Genomic DNA, 18,214 nt, shown 5'->3' with positions numbered 1-18,214 from the left:
TGTCCTGCTCTTTTTTTCGTGTTCCGTTGCTGGGGGCTTGGATCTTGGTGCATGACCTTGGATGATGAAGAGCTCAGATAAACAGGGAGTCAAGATGAGCCGGAACATTCGACCGTGGTGGTGGTTGTTGAGCGTCGCCGTCAGTGCTGTGGTGACTGCTCAGTCCGAATTGGCGCAGCGAGCTGCACCTCTGTATGAGCTGGAGCAGCAGATCCGATCCGAGGTATTGGAGAATGGCTTGCAGCTGCGTATTTTGCCCCTGCCCGCCGGGCAGACCGTGTCCATCGCCAGCCAGTTTGCGGTGGGCTCGCGCAATGAAGGACCGGGGCAGACCGGTTACGCCCACATCTTCGAGCACATGCTGTTCAAAGGCAGTGAGAACGCGCCGGGAGACACCTATGTGCAAACCATCGGCGCTTATGCCGGGCGGTTTAACGCCACCACCTGGTTTGATGCCACCAACTATTACCTGACGCTGCCCAGCGAAGCGGTGGAGTTGGGACTCTGGCTGGAAGCGGATCGCTTCATTCGGCCCACATTGACGGAAGAGGGGGTGCAAAATCAGCAGGGGGCGGTGCTGGAGGAGATGGCGATGACCATCGACAACCAGCCTTACGTTCGCCCGGCAATGGAATTTTTGCTCGATCAGGTCGCGGGCACGCCCTACGGCCACGCGGTGATAGGCTCGGTGGAGGACGTGAGCGGCTCCAGCGCCGCCTCGCTCAGTGCGTTTCACCAGGCATTTTATCGACCGGATCTGATGCAGCTGAGTCTGGTCGGTGACGTCCCTGAGCCAGCTTTAGCTTGGGTAGAGCAAGCGTTCGGTGCTTGGTCCCGGCCGAACCATGCCCCACCGGAATTTGGCCAATTAATGCTTGAGCGCCGTGCCGTGCACCAGCGTCTGGTGGATAAGCGCGGCCCTTGGCCCGGCTTGGTGCTGGGTTGGCACACGGTGGGCAGCACCCATCCGGATGCGGCTGCGGTGGCGCTATTGGAGCTGTACCTATTGCACAGCAAGGCCAGTGTGGTGCAGCAAAGCCGATTGACGGATCCCGACCAATTACTGACGTTCTCGTTGCCGGTGAGCATGGAGCTGCACGGTGTGGCCAATCTGGTGCTGGTGCCCCGGGCGCGTACCTCGCTGGACAGCTTGGCGGACAGTGTCGCCGCGCACATCGATGCCGTAGCGCAGGCGCCATTGGACGCGCAGACGCTGACGCGCCTGAAAACGATGTGGCTGGAGCAGCAGTTGGCACGCTTGGATTCCCCGAGATCCCTAGCCATTGCCCTTTCGGCGACCTTGGATATGGACGCCGAGACGCCACTGACCGGGCCTTGGCAACGGATAGAGCAGGTAACGCCACAGGACATTGCGCGGGTGGCCCGTGACTATTTTCAGGCGGGGACGGTGCGGCTGGATCTGCTGCCGCCCTGGTACGTTCGCGCGGTAAAGCGAGTATTGGAGTGGTTGCCGTCGTCGACTGCCGACTGGCTGGAGGAGGCGGTGCTATGAGGATCAAACGGATCGAGCGACTGTGGGGGGGGATCTCGCCACGGCTATTGTCACTCCTTGGGTTGGCGCTGTTGTCGGGCCTGAGCGGTTGTCAGCAGACCGAGCTGGTGTTTACCCCGACCGCCGAGCCGAGTCTCCCCGAGTTTACTCGCCTGGCTCAGGCGCCTGAGGTGGCGCCGGTGATCTTGGCGTCGAGTGTGGAGCTTGAGCAGATCGCGCTGACGGCTCACCTGCAGTGGCACCGCTTTGCGGCGAATGCCTCCGGGCTGAATGGGTTACGCCTGGTGGCACTGAGTCCGGACCGGCCCTACGCCAACGTGGATGTATTGCGCCAAGCGTTTGAGCTGTGGCGTATCGAGCGGTTGGCAGACACAGAGTTGCCCTGCGCCAACACCCTGTTCTTGCAGGCGGGCCTGCACAGCCTGACGTTGGGGCTGAACTGCCCGGCAGGGCCGGTGGTGAGCGAGGAAGCACTCGCTTTACTGCTGAGTTTTTGGCAGCAGGAGGCCCTGCAGGGCGTTGATCCTGCGGAGGTGCGCCGTCAGCTGAAACTGGCGAAGCACATCGAGGCGTTCAGCGGCTCTGAGATCGAACGGCTCTGGATGCAGCGGGTGCTAGGTGAGACCCATCCTTACAATCAAGCGCTCAACGATAAGGCGCTGGCGGACAGCCTGGATGGCGCGGCGTTGCAGCGAGTCCATCAGCAAGCCCGCGCTCAGTCGCGCTGGACGCTGCTCAGCTCCGGTGAGGGGGCCGTGGATCCGCAGCGGTTGGCCGCCTATCGGACCCGCCTGCAGCCTCTGCTGGCAGCAAGCGCACTAGATGGTCCGGCAGGCGGCCTCGGCGCGCCAGCTCTGACGCAAGGGGGGGAAGCGGACGATGTGCCGACCATCCTGCTGCTGGACGCGCCGGGCAGTGTGCAGACCCAGGTTCGTATCGGCTATGGCTTAGGTCAGGGCGATCTGGGGGCACCCGCTGCGACGGTGGAGAGTTGTCAGATCCTGGCCAGCTGGCTGGGGCGGGGCTTTTCCGGCCGGCTGTTTTACGATCTGCGCGAAGTGCGTGGTCTGACCTACGGCATATACGGCCGCTGCTTCGATAATCCCCTGTCGACCACCTTGAAGTTCTATGGCAGCACCCGGCTTGAACATACCGGTGCGTTTGTTGCCGGCGTGCTGGATCACCTGGCGCTGGCGCGTAATGAGCCCATCGGCGATGCGGAGTTGGCGGCGCTGCGTCAGTATGAGCGCAGCGCGTTGCGACTGCAGCAGAGCACGCCAGCCGGACGCCAGCAGTGGCATATCCAACGATTGCTGCAGGGGGAGCGGCCACCGTGGCAGCAGAGCTTGGATACCATCACCCCGGCGCAGCTGTCGCAGCGGGCGCGAGCGGTGCTGGCACCGGCGCCCTGGGTGATCTTGCGTGGGGACGCGGATAAGATCGTACCCGATCTACAAGAAAAACTGCCGGATTGGCGGGTACAGCTCACCACGATCGATTGAGGGGCGCTGGCGCTTGGGCACCGTCAGGGAGCAGCGGGCTGGTTCAGCGTGTGGGCTCAGTCGGTGCTGGCGGGCCTATTCGTGTCTCGCCGCAGGGGGATTGGGCGTGCTCGATTGAGCTCACCTGCCAGGTTGGCAGTATGGTGTTCATATTGTTGTCCGGATCCGGTGGGGCTAGCCGGCCCATGGTCCGGACGGGGTTGGCGAAGCCCTCAAGTTGGTAGCGCCCTTTAAACGCCAGCGGGGTCCACATCCAATATTGGCGGCCGTCACAGGTGTGCAGTTGCGATTGTTCGAAGCCGTAGATCCAGTAGCCGGCAACCGACTGAAGCGGTGCCTCGACAGGCGCGGCCTGTACATGGCCGATCAACACAGTGAGCCATAGCGAGACAAAGAGGCGTTGTTTCATGGTGCTCCTTTTCGGGTCGCAGATCCGCCGTTCGGGTGGTGCTTGTCGCCTTAAGGCACGGCTTGGGTTCCTTCCGACCCAATTGTACGGTATAAAAATCCAGTGAAAATACCAAAACGACTCCAACCTCTGGTTGAAGATGGCCTGGTGGATGAAGTCCTCCGGCCATTAATGAGCGGCAAAGAAGCCGATGTTTTTATGGTGCGCTGCGGCAATGCGATCTGCTGCGCCAAGATCTACAAAGAGGTAGAAAAACGCAGCTTTAAGCAAGCGGTGCAATACCGCGAAGGCCGCAAGGGTCGAAATAGCCGACGCCAACGAGCGATGGAGAAAGGCTCTAAGTACGGCCGCGAGCAACAGGAGCAGGCTTGGCATAATGCCGAGGTGGATGCCCTATACCGGCTGGCGGCTGCGGGGGTACGGGTGCCCAAGCCCTACGGCTGCTTCGATGGTGTGCTGTTGATGGAGCTCATCACCTATGACGAGGGGGATGTGGCGCCCCGCCTCAATGATGTGACCATGTCCGCCGAGCAGGCGGTGGAGGATCATCAACTGGTGATGCGTGACGTGGTGCGCATGCTCTGCGCCGGATTGGTGCACGGCGATCTGTCCGAATTTAATGTGCTGGTCGATGATTACGGCCCGGTCATTATCGATCTGCCCCAGGCGGTGGATGCGGCGGCCAACAATCATGCCAAGTCGATGCTGCTGCGCGACGTCAACAATATGACCGCCTACTACGCCGAGTTTGCTCCTCAATTGGCGAAGACCCGATATGGCGAGGAGATCTGGGCGCTGTATGAAAAGGGCGATTTGACCCCTGAGGTTGAGCTGACCGGCACCTTTGTGGAAAGCACGAAGTCGGCCGATCTGGGGGCCATCATGGAGGAGATCCAGGCGGCGATGGAGGAGGAGCAGGCTCGGCGCAAGCGCCGGGAGGGAGACAACGAGCAGGTCTAATGCCTCTGCACATAACCGGATAGAACAGCTGCCCAAGCGTTTCGACGCTTGGGCTTTTTTCTCTCATTTTCACCGTGCGGGCGCCGATCATGCTGCATGTGTGGGCTTTGTCGTCACGACAAATTATCTTCGTTTTACCTACACCATTTTTGCCACCAAAATCGCGCCGATCTTTTCATTGCGCTCGCTCATTCGGGCGCACTCATCGGCCTTTCTATTTTGGAGCTCTGCAGTGCATAGCCGTGCTGTTGATCGGGTCCGTACCGGCATTTTTGTTCCGGTGGCGGGACTCGTGTTGTTCGCCGTAGCGGCGGGATATTTTATGAGTCTGTTGCCCTTGGCGTTGCCATCGGTCGGACTGCCACCTTCGTTAGCGGCGGGGCTTGCCAGCCTGTTCTATGCGGGTTTGCTGCTCGGGGCGTTGAGGATCGAACCGGTTGTGCGGCTGTTGGGGCATCGGCGGGCGCTGATCCTTTTTTTGAGTTTGTTGCTGCTGACGGTGGTGCTGATGGCGCTGCTACCAATGGCATCGGCCTGGCTGTTACTGCGTTTCGTTGCGGGCGTGGCGACAGCAGGGGTCTTCGTGGTGATCGAATCCTGGCTACTGCTGGTCGACGATGACCGGCTGCGCTCGCGTCGGCTCGGGCTCTATATGATGGCCCTGTATGGTGGCAATGCCCTGGGACAGTTGTTGCTCTCCGGCTCTGGTGTGAGTGGGGTCCTGCCATTTGCCGTGGTGAGCGCTTTGTTGGTTGCGGCGATATTGCCGCCGCTTTTGGTTCGCCAGGGGGCGCCGCGATTGGCGCATCATCAGCGCATTCCGCTGCGCGCCGTGAAGCAACTCAACCGACCGGCCTTGGTGGGCTGCCTAGTCTCGGGATTACTGCTCGGGCCGTTGTACGGTTTGATGCCGCTCTACTTGGATGGCCATGCTCTGTGGCAGGCCCACACAGGTCCGCTGATGGCAAGCTTGATCCTGGGGGGCATGGCGATCCAGCCTCTGGCCAGCTATCTGGCCCCAAGAATGAGCCGATCTTTGCTGATGGCGTTATTGAGTTTTCTCGGGATCATGGCGTTGGCCGGGGTACAGCGCGGCGATTCGTTGTGGTTTGTGGTGTTGAGTATGGCGGGCGTGGGAGCGGCATCGTTTGCGCTGTACCCGGTGGCGATCGCTAAGGCGTGTGTGGATCAGCCGACGGAAAAGATCGTGTCGATCACCGAGCTGATGCTGCTGAGTTACAGCGTTGGGGCCGTGCTAGGCCTACTGTTAACCAGCGGATTGGCGCGTTTGGATCGGGAGCTCGATCTGCTGGCCTACCTGGCGATGATCCTGCTGATCACCACGGGCTATATGTTGATGCGCGCAGCGAAGGGGACTGTGGTGCTGGTCAATAATGGCCTGCCGGTGCCGCCGGAGCACGATAAACGATCGACCGCTGGCGATTGAATGTGGCCACTGGGCAGAAGACGCCGCCAACATTTCGATGTTGGCGGCGTTTGGGTTTCTGAGCCCTGTGCATCTGAGCGTCGGTGGCTCAACCTTGTTGCCCGTAGCGTTTCCTGTCCTGTGACGAGGCTCAGTTGCCCAACTGCTGCAGCGTAAACGCCGAGGCGGGATCGGTCTCGCTGATCAATTGCTCAATGCGCTCTACGGCGTCAAGCGATGAGCTGCCTTTGCGATAGCTAAGGTAGACGGGGCGCTGCCACAAAGGGGCTTCTTCCACCGCATAGAGCTGCTGGGAATCGAGCAGGGGCTGAGCGAGGGAGAGGGGCAGATAGGCGGCACCGCCTTTTTCCAGAATGAAGTCCAACGCAATGCGTCCGGTCGAGGTGCGCAGGAAAGGCGGCGGGATCCTCGGGTGACGCTGCGCGTGCTCCGACGCGAAACGGGTGCCCCAATCGACGTAGATATAGCGACTGGACAGGGCCTGCTGAAGGGGGAGCGCTTCTGTGGCCACCAGGATCAGATCCAGCTTGGCAACCTCCTTACACATCAGTTCGTCGGATTTGATCGGATCGAATAACAGGCCCAGATCCAAGGTGCGATCCACCAGCGCGGTGTTGATCTGTTCACGGCCCAGTGCCTGTGCGTTAAAGCCATAACCGGTGAAGGCGTCGGTGATCAAACTCAGACAATGTTGCAGATAGGCATCCCAGATATTGGGTGTGCCAGCGATGGTCAGCTGGATGGCTTTGTTGTCCTCCAGCGCCAGTTCCAGTTTGGCTTGCTCCAAGGTCGACACCATGACTTCCGCGTAGCTGGTGAGTCGTTCACCGGCGGAGGTGAGCTTGATGGCGTTGCGATCGCGCACAAAAAGCTGGGTGTCGAAGAAGCTCTCGAGCTGTTTGATGCGGGCACTGACCGCCGCCTGAGTGATGTAGAGATCCGCAGCGGCACGGCCGAAATGGCGCTGTTTTGCGACGGCCAAAAAAGTGCGAAAAACTTTTACATCCATTGGGTTACCTAGAGAAATAAACAGACACGGTTGGATAATAAGGTGAAATTGTCGTATCGACAAAAACTTCTGGTTTTTCTTTTTCCTGTCCCTGAACTATAAACCGCAGCAAGGTGCATTGTATGCATTTTGATGCCTTAATTTAACTGGATGTGCACGGTGAAATGACCGGTGCGATCGCTTTTGGTCGAGCGCCTTTGTTCTTGTGAAACGGGGCGCTCGATTCCGTATGTAAGAGAGAAAATGACGATGCGGATCTGTTTTATGATGTACCCCTGGGAGCGGGTTGAGCCTGAGCACGACTCAACCTTGCGCCTGGTGCATGAGTGTGCCCTGCGCGGTCACACCGTGGCCATCACGACGCCCAGTGGCTTGACCATTCGGGATAGCACTGTGTATGGCTTTTGCCAGGTGATCACCAAGGGTCAGAAGATCCATGAAAAGGTCCCCACCTTCTATAGTCAGGTGCAGTTTCGTAAGGCGATGCTGCCGATGGCGGGCTTCGACTGCATCTTCATGCGCAGCGATCCGCCATTGGATGCGCTGGCGCTCAACTTCCTCGATTCGGTCAAGGAAGACACCCTGATCATCAATGATCTCGAAGGATTGCGCCTGGCCAACAACAAGCTCTATACCGCTTCGATGGGCGGCGCGGCCAAGGAGTTTATCCCCACCACCCACGTTTCCAAAAATAAAGAGCACCTGATCAAGGTGCTGGAGGAGAGTGAGCAGGAGAAGATGATCCTCAAGCCGCTCAATGGTTACGGCGGCCAGGGCGTGATCCTGATTGAGAAGAGCGCGATGCAGAACTTCAGCTCGCTACTGGATTTTTACATCGGTCATGGTGGCAATTCCAATTATGTGATCCTGCAGGACTACATCGAAGGCGCCGAGGAGGGGGATAAGCGCATCCTGCTGCTCAATGGCGAGCCCATTGGGGCGATGCGCCGGGTGCCGGCTAAGGGCGATATCCGCTCCAACGTGCATGCCGGAGGCACTGTGGTCAAGCACACGCTGACCAAGGAGGAGCGTCGTCTCTGCGCCGCCATCGGCCCTAAACTGGTGCGGGACGGCCTCTATTTTGTCGGTTTGGATGTGATCGGCTCCAAGCTGGTTGAGGTGAACGTGCTCAGCCCCGGCGGTATTGCTCGGATCAACAAGCTCAACCGAGTCAAGCTGCAGCGTCCGGTGATCGATTTTGCCGAAAACATTGTCCAGTCACGGGAGCTGTTGGCTCAGCGTAAGACCGAATTCCGCCGCGCGGTTGAAGATGCCAACCTATAGCCTTGAGCAGGCCATCGGCCTGATCCGCAAAGGGGAAAGCTTTGCCGGCCATATCGAGGAGGGCAGTTTTTACCTGAAGATCGACGCCTATCTGCCGGTGGTGTGCACCGCCATTCATGCGGGCCACCGAGTGCGTGATGAATTGGTGCCCAATTGTTTGTTAACCCGGGAAGAAAGGTATTTTGAGGAGGATCCCTTCACCGATGAGGTGATCTCGTCCCAGCCGATCACCTTAGTCGGTTGTGACTCGCGCTTTGAGTACGATCTGAATCGCTCGATGACCCTGTCGACTTACTATAAGTCGGCATGGGGCAAGCAAGTTTGGAAGAAAACGCTGTCGACCCGCCAGCGCAGCGCCAGTCATGGCAAGCACAGCGCGTTCTATCGGCTCTATGAGGCGTTGATCGCCAAGCTGGAGTCGATGTTCAGTCACGTGATCGTGTTTGATCTGCACTCCTATAACTATCAGCGGATCGAGACTCCGACGCCGGTGTTTAATGTTGGAACCGAGCAGATCGACAAGGAGCGCTGGGGCGAGGTGGTTGCCCGTTTTTGTCAGGAGTTGAACACGATTGAGTTACCGAACTTGAGCGTGGACGCCAAGTTGGATGCGGTGTTTGCCGGACGGGGCTATTTGATCGCCCATACCAATGCGCATTTTGATCGGACGTTGGTGCTGCCAACAGAGATCAAGAAGATCTACATGGATGAGACCACAGGAGAGGCTTACCCGCTGGTGGTGGATGGCCTCAAGCTGGGGTTGAAACACGCGTTCAGTGCCACCAGTGCGTTTTTTGAACGCAAACACAACCGTAAGCGCAAAGCCCGAAAAGCGGACATGCTCAGCTCGGCGATCGATCCTGCCCTGTTAAAGCTGGACGATTCCCTGTACCGGTTGGCGCGAGGGGTGGACACCCTGTTGTATGTCAATCCACTGAATCTGCACAGTGAGCGCCGCCGTTTCGCCGCGTCGCCGCGGCGTTACCAGCCCAACTATCGATACCGACAGTTGGCGCTGGATCCCTCGGTGTTTCGCGAGCAGATGTACCGGTTGCCGCTGGAGCGGATCGACGATCCGGCATTGAAGCAGCTGTATTCGGCGGCGGTCGACAATCTGGCGATGAAGATCGATCTGATCAGTTCGGTGGGAACTGACCAGTTTCTCTACAATTCGCTGCGCCACTACGGCCAGCCGAGCGAGGGGGATCTGAAAAATGCCGCCTTCTTGCTTCATGCCGCCGATCTGGACAGTGAGACCTCGGAACGTATCGGCGCCGAGCAGGCACAGGAGCTGCTCAGTGCCCAAGCCCAACAATGGGGGCTTGAGTGCAAGGTCGCGCTGAGCGGTCAACTGGCGGCTCGGGCCATGGTGGTGAATGACAGCCCCAAGCTGTTGCTCAACCGCTATGCCCGCTTTGAGTTGTCTGAGCTGGCCAACCTGGCGCAGCATGAATTGGGCGTACACGTCGCCACCACGCTCAATGCCCGTAAGCAGCCGCTGAAGTTATTGCGTCTTGGCTTGCCCGGCTCGACCTTTACTCAGGAAGGGATCGCCATCCTGGCGGAGTTCACCAGTGGCGAGATGAAGTTGTCGCGGCTGAAGCAGCTGGCGGCGAGGGTGATTGCGGTCGACTCCATGGTGCGCCGAGAGGGGTTTCTGAATACCTTTGAGCGGTTACATGAAACACACGGCCTTGAGATGGATGAGGCCTTCACCATCACCTCAAGGGTGTATCGGGGCGGTGGCTTTACCAAAGATCACCTCTATCTGAGTGGGTTCTTAGCCATGCTGCGCGCCAGTGAGACGCGACCGCTGGATAATCTGCTGTTGGGTAAGACCGGATTTGATCATCTGGATCTGCTGGACGAACTGGTACAGCGGGGGTGGTTAAAGCCTGGACAGGCCTATGTCCGTTTGGCAAATTCCTCAGAGCAGGCCGGGATCATCCCATTTTTGGTCCGTTCCATGCGTTGAGGCCAACCAGAGCCAACACGAGTGAGAGCAAAGGGCTTGATGCAAGGTTGCATCAAGCCCTTTTTGTCTCCCTACGCCACGCTTTCTTGACGAAATAGGACATCCCGATACAAAGGGTTACACCCGAAGTCGGCCGAAGATGCGATAGTTTTCATCGTCAACTTATGCCGAGAGAAGGACACGGTCTTATGAGTCTGCCCCGCCGTTCACCCCCTATGTTGTCTGCCCATCCGCTGCCTTGTGCGGCTGCCATCGCCCTGGTGCTTGCCGGATGTGGCGGCTCGGAGGGGACCGCGGATGACGGTACTACGCCGCTGCCGCCACAGAACCAACCGCCGCTGGCGGATGCCGGGGCGGATCAAGCGGTCAGTGCCGGTGCCCTGGTGCAGTTGTCGGCGGCGGCCAGTTCGGATCCCGATGGCGATCCGCTCTCCTATCGTTGGCAGCTGCTGTCCCAGCCGCAGAGCAGCGAGGCGCAGCTGTCGGAGAACGATGGCGTCAGTGTGAGTTTCCATGCGGATCAGAGCGGTGAGTATTTGGTCGAGCTGGTGGTGAACGATGGCACGGTGGACAGCGCGCCTGTGGTGGTGGTGATCACCGCCGCAGCGGGGCAGTCCCGTTTAACGTATGCCATCGTCGGCACCGATCAGCGCCAATGCTTTGATCCCGCCTCCGGTGAGGTTGCAGCTTGCGCGGGGCAGGGACATGATGCCGACTATCTGGGCAATGGCCCCAGCTATACCCTCTCCGCCGATGGCCTGACGGTGACCGATGAGGTGACCGGACTGGTGTGGCAGCAGAGTACGGATCGCAACGGCGATGGCGTGGTCAATACGGGCGACAAGCTCAGCCAAGCCGAGGCGCTGGCGTATTGTGATGGATTAACGCTGGGCGGACGCGATGACTGGCGTCTGCCGGATCTCAAAACCCTCTATTCCCTTATCCTGTTCAGCGGCGAGGACGGCAGTGGCTATCTGGGCACGGATCCTTCGGTGCTCAAGCCGTTTCTGGCGCCGGAGCTGGATTGGACCTTTGGCGATCTGGACGCCGGTGAGCGTCTGATCGACGGCCAATACGCCTCGTCCACCGTGTACACCGGCACCACCATGAACAACAGCCCGACCATGTTTGGGGTGAATTTCGTTGATGGCCGTATCAAGGGCTACAACCTCAATAACGGCACCTATTACGTGCGCTGCGTGGCGGGCAACCCGGATTACGGCCGCAACGCCTTGATTGATCGAGGCGATAGCACTGTGGTGGATGAGGCCACGGCTTTAATGTGGCAGCAGCAGGACAGCCAGAGCACGGATTGGCCGGATGCGATAGCGCAATGCGAAGCAGCCACCACCGGCGGCTTCGAGGATTGGCGCCTGCCGGATGTAAAAGAGCTACACAGCCTGCTGGATTACAGCCGGTCGCCGCAAAGTCACGCCACGGCGGCGATCGATCCTGTGTTTGCCAGTACGGCCATCAGCAACGAAGCGGGACTGACCGATTGGGGCTATTACTGGTCTTCCACCACCCATAAAGACGTCAATGGCCGTGGCCGCAGCGCCGCCTACGTCAGCTTTGGCGAGGCCCTAGGATTTCATAACGGGGCACTGAAAGATGTGCACGGCGCCGGCGCCCAGCGCAGCAACGACAAGCTGGATGTAGCCACCACCTCCGGCGTGAGTCAGGGCACGGGCCCGAACGGGGTGTATTACTACAAGGGGCCGCAGGGGGATATCCTGCGCCACGACAACCTACTGCGCTGTGTGCGTCATGCCGAAACCTTGGTGGTGCCCACCGATGGCAGTGCCAATCTGCTGCTGATCATCGCCGATGATGTGGGGATCGATAACATCAGCGGTTACGGCGCCCAGCCCAACCACAGCGCGCAGACCCCCAGCATTGATGCCCTGGCGGACGATGGCGTGCGCTTTGATCACGCCTGGGCCAATCCCATGTGTTCTCCGACCCGCGCCAGCCTGCTGACCGGACGCTTTGCCTTTCGTCATGGCGTGACTCACACCAGCGACTTGCTATTGGAACCGTCGGAGCAACTGCTGCCGGAGCTGCTGCAACGCCAGGGCTATCACACTGCGCTGTTTGGCAAGTGGCACCTGGGCAATCGCAGCGGTTATTATCCGACGGATCGGGGCTTTGACTATGCGGCGTGGACGCCGGGCAATATCGAGGACTACTTCGATTGGAGTTGGCGTGAAGCGCAGGCGGGCGAAGCGCCGGTCACCGTTTCGGGCAGCGAGTACGCCACCCTGACGCAGGCGCGGCAGGCGGCAGAGTGGATCAAAGCGCAGCCGGCCGATCAGCCCTGGTTTGTGCAATTGGCCTTCAATGCGCCGCACTCGCCGTTTCAGGTGCCGCCACAGGGCAGCTATCAGGGAGTGGATCTGATCGATCCCGCCGGCACCCTCTGTAACGGTGGCAACGACAAAGTGAGCGATTGCTATCGGGCCATGGTGTCTGCCATGGACGGCTACATCGGCGAGTTGCTGGCGGGGATGGACGCCGACACCTTGGCCAACACCCTGATTGTCTTTGTTGGCGACAACGGCACCCCCGGCAGTGCCATTGTCGAGGAGGCGGGCTACCCGTTTCGTAAGGAACACGGTAAGGGCACCGTGTATGAGGGCGGGGTGCAGGTGCCGTTGATCATCAGTGGCGGGGCAAAGATGGGGATCCGTCCGGCACAGGTGGACGCACCTGTGTTGGTGCAGGATCTGTTTTCGACCCTGCTGGCGGTGGGCAGTGGCGAGACCCCCGCCAACCCCATCGATGGCCAGAGCCTGCTGGGTTATCTCAGCGCCGGGCATCTGTTGCCAACCAGCCGGGAGAGCCTCTATTCCGAACTGTACAGCGCCAGCGAGGGGATCGACCGCTGGGCGGTGAGCAGTGGCGAGCTGAAATATCTGGAGAATGAAGGCAGCCCGGCCTGCTTTGATCTCGCGGCCGATCCGGCCGAGCAAACCGATCTCTATCTGCAGGGGGACGGACAAGGTGTCGAGTGTGATGCCTTGCGGGCACTGCGACCTCTGCCTTAGCGCAAGGGACCTGCGCTGTTCGCTGGTTTGAGCAAGCGGTATTGGCGCGGCAGGAACTCGAGGCTGCTTTTACGTCGATGTGGACTGGGGGGACTTGGGCGTGCCATCGGTTGGTCGAAAAGCTGGGGTGTCGATATCATCTTTATGGCCGTTTCAGCAGGCGGATCTGAGACTAGCGCTCGTTCACTATCTGGCGCGGATCGATCTTGATTGGCGGCGGGCGTTGGGCACATTGTTCGACATGTCGATATAAAGAGGAGCCAAGCACAGACAAAATGGGCTTGGCTCTTGGGTTAGATCAGAGACAGGATCTGTCCTGTGCCCTAAGCGACACCGGCCTCGCGCTGATCGAGGCGACCACTGTAGCGGGTTAATGCCAGCGCCAGCAGGACGATCAGTGCCCCGATCCAGGTGGTGTCCATCAGACTGGCGCCCTCGACAACCAAGCCACCACCCCATGCGCCCAGCGCTATCCCAACGTTGAATGCAGCGATGTTTAATCCGGAGGCGACATCCACGGCATTGGGCGTGTGTTTCTGGGCCAGTTGCACGACATAGACTTGCAGACCAGGGACATTACCGAAAGCGAAGGCGCCCCAGATCAGAATGGTCAGCACGGCGCCTATCTTGCTGTAAGCGGTAAGGTTCAACAGCAGCAACACCGCCGCTAAGCCGATGAAAATGACGGTCAGCGCCCCGACCGGACCTTTGCTATCTGCCAGTTTTCCGCCCCAGATGTTGCCGATGGCGACCGATACACCGTAGATCAGCAGGATGGCACCGACCCAGTTGGCGTTAAATCCGGAGACTTGCTCGAGAATTGGCGCCAAATAAGTGAAAGCGATAAAGGTACCGCCATAGCCCAGCGCGGTAATGGCATACACCAACAGCAGGCGCGGTTGGGTCAATACGCTTAACTGATCCGCCAGCTTCGCCGCCGGTGGTTGCTTTAAGTTGGCAGGGATCAATGCGGCCGAACCGATCAAGGCGATCAGGCCTAGCAGAGAGACCACCAAAAACGTCGACTGCCAGCCAAATGTCTGGCCAATGTAGGTGCCCAGCGGAACGCCCGTCACGAGTGCCACGGTGAGGCCGGTAAACATGATCGCAATGGCCGAGGCCTCTTTCTCTTTGCTCACCAAGCTGGTGGCCACGGTCGATCCGATAGAGAAAAAGACACCGTGGGCTAACCCGGTGAGGATCCTCGCCAGCACAAGCGACTCGTATCCCGGCGCTTGCCATGCGAGCAGGTTGCCGCCGACGAATAGGCTCATTACGGCCAGCAGTACACGTTTTCGTGGCCAGCGACCGGTCAGCGCGGTCAGCACGGGGGCGCCGATGGCAACACCCAGGGCGTAAAGGCTGACCAGCAGGCCAGCGGATGGGATAGAAACGCCGAGATCGGCGGCCATGGTGGGGATCAAACCCACGATAACAAATTCGGTGGTGCCGATAGCAAAGGCACTTAAGGTCAAAGCAAATAGGGCAATGGGCATCATCGCGCTCCTGTGGATAACGGGGACAGGCCCCAATTCGATGACGGCGATTATCCTCACATTGAACCTTGCGAAAAATGCACAGTTGAGCAAAATACCTTTGTTAAAAATGAAAAGGTAATACCATGAAGACCCGTTCAGATGATCTGCAACTGCTGTTAGCTGTGGTGGACAGTGGCAGTTTTTCCGCGGCTGCACAGGCGCTGCAGGTGCAGGTGGCGAAGATCTCCCGTGCTGTGACTCGGCTTGAGAAGCAATTGGGCACCACCTTGCTGAATCGAACCACACGAAGGTTGGAGCTGACCGATGAGGGCGCGCGCTTTGTTGACGCGGTACGACCCGCTCTTGCGGGGTTAGCCGCCGCAGAAGAGGGGCTGGGCAGCACGCAGTTGCCCGCTGGACGTCTGCGGGTGGATGCCGCCAGTCCGTTTATGCAACATCAGATCGTGCCGCATGTTGGCGAATTTTTACGGGCCTACCCGGACATTGAACTTGAGCTTAGTGCCAGTGATGGGGTGATCGATCTGTTGGAGCGGCGTACCGATGTGGCGATCCGGGTCGGGGCGTTGCAGGACTCCAGCTTGCATGCCCGTGCGCTGGGCAACAGTCCGCTGCACATTGTGGCCAGTCCGAGTTATTTGGCCGAATACGGCACGCCAACAGCGCCTGCGCAGTTGATCCAGCATCGGTTACTGGGCTTTATTGCCAGCGCCAATCTCAATCGTTGGCCGCTGGCGGGCGGTGGTGAGATCCAGCCTTCTATTGCCGCTTCGAGCGGGATCACCGTTCGGCAACTGGCGTTGGCAGGCGAAGGCGTTGCCTGCTTGTCGCAGTTTATGGTGCAGGAAGATCTCAAGCAGGGTCGGCTGATCTCTGTGCTGACCACTGACAAGATCGCGCAACCCGAGCGTGAAACCGTGAGTGCGGTGTATTACCGCCACAGTGTATTATCGCCCCGTATCCAGGTCTTCCTCGATTTTCTGCAGCCGCGGCTCACGCTTTAACTGTCTGGACGCTCTTTCATTAAGAGCCCCGTCGCTTCTTTTGTTGGCGCTGAGAGGGACAGACATCCAGGGCGGCTGCCGGGCCACATGGGTGCGTTACAGCATCTCTAAACTGCGTTGTCCGGTGCCGGTGGGCGTGCCCCGCTGCTCCAACTGGCCGTTTTCGATGCGCTGTAGGTGATTCAGTGTTTGCGGCAGAGAGTCCAGCGACATGGCGCCCCAGGTGTGCTGGGGTAATTCGTTGAGCAAGTCGGAGACGTCGACCACGGGGACAAGGCTGAATAGGGGCTGCACCGATTGGCCGCCGCCTAACTTGCTGTCGAGTTGGTGGAAGCTTTGGCCACTGAGTCTGTCATCCAGATCAAAGGTCAGCAGCAGAAACTCGCCTTGGACCCGCGCCTGGCCCCAGTCAAAATTGAGGAAATCTGCCCCGGTGCCGCGCAAGCTCAGGCCGATGTCGTCCTCCCGGATCTGCCAATGCTCCCAGGCTAACACGTAGCCTGAGCGGGTTGCCGCCAATCGGACCGGTGCGCCGAGTAGGGTGAGGACTTCAGTGAGTGTGGGCGAGTGGCTTATGCCGCTGCGCTGGGCGATCGGCTGGCCCATCTGATACTGATTGATGGTACAGCCGCACAGACTAAGCAGGATCAGCAGCGAAGCCAGGGCGTTGAGTCGTGGGCGGTTAAGAGGGATCATCGGCATAGATCACCGTGCTGTAGTCGGTCAGGGTGTCGTTCTCATCGAAGAAAAACACCGCGCGATCGTATTGGGTATTCACATCCAGCTTGTTGTAGAACACCAAGATCAGCGCTTCCCCTTTGGCTTTCTCAAACAGGTAGTAGAGCGCGCTTTTGTCTCCGAGTGCCACCATCTGCGAAGGCGGCCCCAGTTTGGCTAAGACCTCGCTGCGCTGCGTTTGCCCTTTCACCAGTTGAGCATCCCATTCGCTTTGCCAGCCTACCTCGACGCCTCGATTGTTGCTGTATTGGGCGCAGCCGGTCAGCAGGGTAAACAGGGCCATTAGCGAGCAAACTCGAATGGACATATCAGACTCCGTAGTGTGCACTGTGTCACAAACAACAGTACCTGTGTTGGTTGGAACTGGGAAGCGTTGTTGTTGAAGGGCGCTCAGGCGCCAGATCTTGGCGTCGATGGTCGGCGTGAAACAGGAGCAAGGGGACAAGCGATTGGAGCGGATCAACGGGTTGATTGTGTTGCTGTTGTTTCAGTTGGCGGGGGAGTCGATCAGCCTACTCAGCAGAGTGCCGATCCCGGGCCCTGTGATCGGTATGTTGTTGCTGCTGTTTGCCCTTTGGCTGCGACGGCGCCCCGTTGCCGCATTGGAGCGGACGGCAGAAACCTTGTTGCGCCATCTGGCGTTGCTGTTTGTACCGGCTGGCGTGGGGATCGTGCTGTATCTGGAGCTGCTGCAAGACAGCTGGCTACCCATTGTGACCGTGATTGTGTTGGGTACGGTATCGACATTGTTGGCGACTGGTTGGGTTTTGCAATGGTTGCTCGCTAAGCCTTGGAGACGGAGACTTTGAATCCGGATTGGGATGGTTTGTGGGTTTATCTTTCCGGCTCACCGCTGCTGGGATTGACGGCGACGTTGCTGATCTACAGCCTGTCGGTTCAGTTGTATGAGCGTTTAGGGCGGCCTGGCTACCTGCATCCGGTCGCGACGGCTATCGCGGTCTTGGCCTCGGGCCTGCTGTTGTTTGGGATAGAATATCAGCACTATTTTGCCGGGGCGCAGTTCGTTCACTTCTTGTTGGGACCCGCCACTGTGGCCTTGGCGGTTCCGCTGTATCAACAGTTGGGCAAACTCAGGCAGATGGCGCTGCCGGTAGCGGTGGCCTTATTGACGGGGATCTTGATCACCCTAAGCAGTGCGTTGTTGATCGCCTCTGTGCTGGGAGCCGATGAGCTGGTGCAGCGATCCTTGCTGGCGAAGTCTGTGACTACGCCGGTAGCCATGGGGATCAGTCAGGCTATCGGCGGGATACCCTCATTAACGGCCTGCGTGGTGATCGCCACCGGGATCTTCGGTGCCGTGATCGGGCCGGGATTAATGTCGCGGTGCGGGATCCGCGATCCGGCGGTGCAGGGGGTCGCGCTAGGCAGTGCCGCCCATGGGGTGGGCACGGCCCGCGGTTTTCAGTTGAATGTAGAAATGGGCTCATTTGCGGTTTGGCGATGGCTTTATCCGCTTTGCTTAGCAGTGTATTGGTGCCTTGGTTGGTGCGATTTTGGTGGTAAGTGCGAAGGGGCTGGCTCCAATAAAGCAAATTTTGATGCGAGCAGTTCCGGTTTAGGAACAGAAAATCAGGGAATTGACGTCCTTTGCGGATCTAAAATAACGATATTGTATTTTTGCTACCAAAAGTTCCTGCTCTGCCTCATTTAGATAACCATATATGTTCGTTCGCACGTCTGCCTTTTATATTTTGATGCGAGACATTCTATCCACATTGCACTGCGTCAATAATTCCCATCGTTATTAATTTCTTGGAAGTGGACTCTCCTTGACTCCTTGTGACGGAATTTGAGGGCCAGATGGCTTGG

General features: G+C 59.0%; 15 protein-coding genes. 10 read left to right on the top strand and 5 right to left on the bottom strand.

Translation table 11 applies throughout. The features are described 5' to 3' along the window. Positions 1-94: 94 nt before the first annotated feature. Both ABEA08_RS17670 and ABEA08_RS17665 read left to right on the top strand, forming a co-directional pair. Positions 95-1,513 (top strand): M16 family metallopeptidase, encoded by a 1,419-nt coding sequence (locus tag ABEA08_RS17670; protein ID WP_345336702.1) that lies wholly within the window; start codon positions 95-97, stop codon positions 1,511-1,513. Continuing rightward, on the top strand, positions 1,510-3,015 hold the full coding sequence (locus ABEA08_RS17665) for a M16 family metallopeptidase (protein ID WP_345336701.1): 1,506 nt from the start codon (positions 1,510-1,512) through the stop codon (positions 3,013-3,015). The genes ABEA08_RS17670 and ABEA08_RS17665 overlap by 4 nt, the downstream gene beginning before the upstream one ends. A gap of 43 nt (positions 3,016-3,058) precedes the next feature. Here ABEA08_RS17665 and ABEA08_RS17660 read toward each other — a convergent pair whose 3' ends face one another. Continuing rightward, positions 3,059-3,424 carry a hypothetical protein gene (locus tag ABEA08_RS17660; RefSeq protein ID WP_345336700.1) on the bottom strand — a complete coding sequence of 122 codons (366 nt, stop codon included), beginning with the start codon at positions 3,422-3,424 and terminating at the stop codon, positions 3,059-3,061. A 102-nt stretch (positions 3,425-3,526) separates the two neighbouring features. Between ABEA08_RS17660 and ABEA08_RS17655 the strand changes: the two genes are divergently transcribed. Then, on the top strand, positions 3,527-4,384 hold the full coding sequence (locus ABEA08_RS17655) for a PA4780 family RIO1-like protein kinase (RefSeq protein ID WP_345336699.1): 858 nt from the start codon (positions 3,527-3,529) through the stop codon (positions 4,382-4,384). Between the two features lie 232 nt (positions 4,385-4,616). Next, a complete protein-coding gene (locus tag ABEA08_RS17650) occupies positions 4,617-5,831 on the top strand; it encodes an MFS transporter (protein WP_345336698.1) in 1,215 nt (404 codons plus the stop codon). Positions 5,832-5,961: 130 nt separating this feature from the next. Here the strand turns inward: ABEA08_RS17650 and ABEA08_RS17645 are convergent, their stop codons facing one another. Beyond that, positions 5,962-6,840 carry a LysR family transcriptional regulator gene (locus ABEA08_RS17645; RefSeq protein WP_345336697.1) on the bottom strand — a complete coding sequence of 293 codons (879 nt, stop codon included), beginning with the start codon at positions 6,838-6,840 and terminating at the stop codon, positions 5,962-5,964. Between the two features lie 243 nt (positions 6,841-7,083). Here ABEA08_RS17645 and gshB point away from each other — a divergent pair, with 243 nt between their 5' ends. The 3 genes from gshB to ABEA08_RS17630 all read left to right on the top strand — a co-directional run bounded on the left by gshB (position 7,084) and on the right by ABEA08_RS17630 (position 13,146). Then, a complete protein-coding gene (gene gshB, locus ABEA08_RS17640; RefSeq protein ID WP_486322306.1) occupies positions 7,084-8,124 on the top strand; it encodes a glutathione synthase in 1,041 nt (346 codons plus the stop codon). Next, a complete protein-coding gene (locus tag ABEA08_RS17635; protein ID WP_345336696.1) occupies positions 8,111-10,099 on the top strand; it encodes a flavohemoglobin expression-modulating QEGLA motif protein in 1,989 nt (662 codons plus the stop codon). Before gshB ends, ABEA08_RS17635 begins: the two co-directional genes overlap by 14 nt. 188 nt (positions 10,100-10,287) lie before the next feature. Then, positions 10,288-13,146 carry a sulfatase-like hydrolase/transferase gene (locus ABEA08_RS17630; protein ID WP_345336695.1) on the top strand — a complete coding sequence of 953 codons (2,859 nt, stop codon included), beginning with the start codon at positions 10,288-10,290 and terminating at the stop codon, positions 13,144-13,146. A gap of 323 nt (positions 13,147-13,469) precedes the next feature. On the opposite strand, the gene ABEA08_RS17625 is transcribed toward ABEA08_RS17630, so the two are convergent. Further along, positions 13,470-14,642 carry an MFS transporter gene (locus tag ABEA08_RS17625; RefSeq protein ID WP_345336694.1) on the bottom strand — a complete coding sequence of 391 codons (1,173 nt, stop codon included), beginning with the start codon at positions 14,640-14,642 and terminating at the stop codon, positions 13,470-13,472. Between the two features lie 125 nt (positions 14,643-14,767). On the opposite strand from ABEA08_RS17625, the gene ABEA08_RS17620 reads away from it, so the two are divergent. Further along, a complete protein-coding gene (locus ABEA08_RS17620) occupies positions 14,768-15,646 on the top strand; it encodes a LysR family transcriptional regulator (RefSeq protein WP_345336692.1) in 879 nt (292 codons plus the stop codon). Between the two features lie 96 nt (positions 15,647-15,742). Here ABEA08_RS17620 and ABEA08_RS17615 read toward each other — a convergent pair whose 3' ends face one another. Together ABEA08_RS17615 and ABEA08_RS17610 are read right to left on the bottom strand one after the other, a co-directional pair. Beyond that, positions 15,743-16,342: a hypothetical protein gene (locus ABEA08_RS17615; protein WP_345336690.1), complete on the bottom strand. Its 600-nt coding sequence runs from the start codon at positions 16,340-16,342 to the stop codon at positions 15,743-15,745. Then, the gene (locus tag ABEA08_RS17610; protein ID WP_345336689.1) at positions 16,329-16,691 is read right to left on the bottom strand and encodes a hypothetical protein; all 363 of its coding nucleotides are present in this window, start codon (positions 16,689-16,691) and stop codon (positions 16,329-16,331) included. The genes ABEA08_RS17615 and ABEA08_RS17610 overlap by 14 nt, the downstream gene beginning before the upstream one ends. Before the next feature lie 106 nt (positions 16,692-16,797). On the opposite strand from ABEA08_RS17610, the gene ABEA08_RS17605 reads away from it, so the two are divergent. Continuing rightward, the gene (locus ABEA08_RS17605) at positions 16,798-17,193 is read left to right on the top strand and encodes a CidA/LrgA family protein (protein WP_345336721.1); all 396 of its coding nucleotides are present in this window, start codon (positions 16,798-16,800) and stop codon (positions 17,191-17,193) included. Further along, positions 17,190-18,056 carry an LrgB family protein gene (locus ABEA08_RS17600; RefSeq protein WP_345336688.1) on the top strand — a complete coding sequence of 289 codons (867 nt, stop codon included), beginning with the start codon at positions 17,190-17,192 and terminating at the stop codon, positions 18,054-18,056. The genes ABEA08_RS17605 and ABEA08_RS17600 overlap by 4 nt, the downstream gene beginning before the upstream one ends. The last annotated feature ends 158 nt before the right edge of the window (positions 18,057-18,214 follow it).

The sequence above is a fragment of the Ferrimonas pelagia genome, assembly GCF_039543565.1.
GTDB lineage: Bacteria > Pseudomonadota > Gammaproteobacteria > Enterobacterales > Shewanellaceae > Ferrimonas > Ferrimonas pelagia.
The sequence above is the reverse complement of the archived record's forward strand: the minus strand, read 5'-3'. Positions and strand labels throughout refer to the sequence as shown.